This window comes from Streptomyces sp. URMC 127 (genome assembly GCF_051386535.1).
Classification (GTDB): domain Bacteria; phylum Actinomycetota; class Actinomycetes; order Streptomycetales; family Streptomycetaceae; genus Streptomyces.
In genome coordinates, this window is the sequence record NZ_JBPQTW010000416.1 from 1 (window position 1) to 2,137 (window position 2,137).

At 76.0% G+C, this 2,137-nt stretch carries 2 protein-coding genes and 1 pseudogene; all 3 read right to left on the bottom strand.

Annotation, left to right across the window (positions count from 1 at the left end; all coding sequences use genetic code 11):
* Nucleotides 1–349: pseudogene (locus tag ACSNOH_RS34590) on the bottom strand (hypothetical protein); the annotation flags it as partial.
* A gap of 180 nt (nucleotides 350–529) precedes the next feature.
* Complete coding sequence (locus ACSNOH_RS34595) at nucleotides 530–1,309, bottom strand: HAD-IIA family hydrolase (protein ID WP_436725410.1); 780 nt, start codon at nucleotides 1,307–1,309, stop codon at nucleotides 530–532.
* Nucleotides 1,310–1,443: 134 nt separating this feature from the next.
* Nucleotides 1,444–2,137, bottom strand: a 694-nt coding sequence (locus ACSNOH_RS34600) for a hypothetical protein (protein ID WP_436725411.1), incomplete at its 5' end; no start/stop codon positions are given.

The window sequence follows — 2,137 nt, forward strand, 5'->3', positions numbered from 1 at the left end:
GCGGGACGACCGTCAGCTTGCCCTCGGCGACCGCGTCCTCGCCGTCGCAGGTGACCCGTACGGGGTAGACGCCGGGGTCCACGGAGGAGCGGACGGCGGCCGCGGCGAACAGGCCGGCCGAGTCCCTGGCGAGCCGGGCGTCGGCGACGAACGCCTCGGACGCGGCGGTGGCCCTGTCGCCCGTGCAGCCGGCGACGCGCAGCTGCACCTGGCCGCCGGGGTGGCTGCTGACGGGCGTGAGCTCGATCGTGCCGGACATGGTGGCGGGCTCGTCGTTCGCGCTCGCGGCAGGCGCGCAGACGGCGACGGCCGCGAGGGCACCGCACAGGGCAAGGCGGACAGCGTCCATGGTGAACCTCCTGTCAGTCAGAGACTCACCTGCCGTTCCCCGCGGGCGCATCCGCTCCGTGGGCGGGTTGCTCCGTTCGGTGCCGGACGGGGCCCGTTCAGATCAGGGCCGTGCAGCGGCGGGGCGGACCGGGACGGCGGGGCCTGCGGCCTTGACCGGGCGTCAGACGAGGCCGGCGCGTCAGACGAGGTCGACGAGGTCCGCGATCGAGTCGACGACCCGGGAGGGCCGGAAGGGGTGGCGGTCGATGTCCTCGGGCCGCGTCAGCCCGGTCAGGACGAGGAAGGTCCGCATGCCCGCCTCCAGACCGGCGAGGATGTCGGTGTCCATCCGGTCGCCGATCATGGCGCTGCCCTCGGAGTGGGCGCCGATGGCGTTGAGCCCGGCCCGCATCATCAGGGGGTTGGGCTTGCCGACGAAGTACGGCTCGCGGCCGGTCGCCTTGGTGATCAGCGCGGCCACGGAGCCGGTGGCGGGCAGGACGCCCGCGGCGGACGGGCCGGTCTCGTCGGGGTTGGTCGCGATGAAGCGCGCGCCCGCGTTGATGAGCCGGATGGCCTTGGTGAGCGCCTCGAAGGAGTAGGTCCGGGTCTCGCCGAGGACGACGTAGTCCGGCTCGGCGTCGGTGAGGACGTAGCCGATGTCGTGCAGGGCGGTGGTCAGGCCCGCTTCGCCGATGACGTACGCGGTGCCGCCGGGCCGCTGGTCGTCCAGGAACTGGGCGGTGGCCAGCGCGGACGTCCAGATGTTCTCCACCGGCACGTCCAGCCCGATGCGGGCGAGGCGGGCGTGCAGGTCGCGCGGGGTGTAGATGGAGTTGTTGGTCAGGACGAGGAAGGGCTTGCCGGACTCTCTGAGCCGCTTGACGAAGGCGTCGGCGCCGGGGACGGGAATGCCCTCGTGCATGAGGACGCCGTCCATGTCGGTCAGCCAGGACTCGATCGGCTTGCGGTCTGCCATACGGGGACTCCTGCCGTACGCGCCCGCTGCGCGGGCTCGGGGACGCCGGGTCGCACCTCTTCGTGCCACGGCCTGCCCTCCAGCGTAAACAGGTCACGCAGCCGCCCCGGGGGCGCCCGCGCCCCGGCGGGATCTCAGCGCCCCGCGCGCCGGGCGCCCACGATCAGGGAGGCTCCGGCGAGGAGGAGCGCCCCGGCGGCCGCCGCGATGGCGAGGACGGGGCGCCGGGAGCCGGCGCCGGCCAGGACGGGCTGCCCGGCGTCGTCGGCACCGCGCTTGGCGGGGGCGCCGGCGGGGTCCGGGGGCGTGCCGATGCCGAACGTGTAGTCGTTGGACTCCCCCGCCCACCTGCCGTCGTCGCCGCGCTGCCGCACGGCGGTGACGTTGGCGGTCACGGGCCCTTCGGGAGCGCCTTTGGCGAACGCCAGGCGGAGGCGTACGGGCACGCTGCCGTGCGCGGGGACGGAGAAGCCGCCGAACGCGGGGGCGGCGGCGACGCGGGCGGCGGCGCGGTGCGCGCGGCCGGCTTCGGGGGCGGTGCCGTCGAGGACGCCGACGTTCTCGGCCTCGCCGGTCCGCTCGAAGCGGACGGGGCGCCAGCGGGCGGCCCCGGCGTCGTAGAAGTCGAGCCGGATGTCCTGCGGCCGCAGCGCGCGCCCGCGGTCGGCGAGGACGGCGACGGGCCGCACGGCGCGGCACTCGGCCCCGGAGTCGTTGCGCAGCTCCAGCCGCCAGGAGCGGGCCGCGGCGCCGCGCTCGTACGTCTCGGGGCCGCCGCTCAGGCGCGCGGCGACGGGCGAGCCGGGCGCGCCGGGCGCGGTGCAGCGG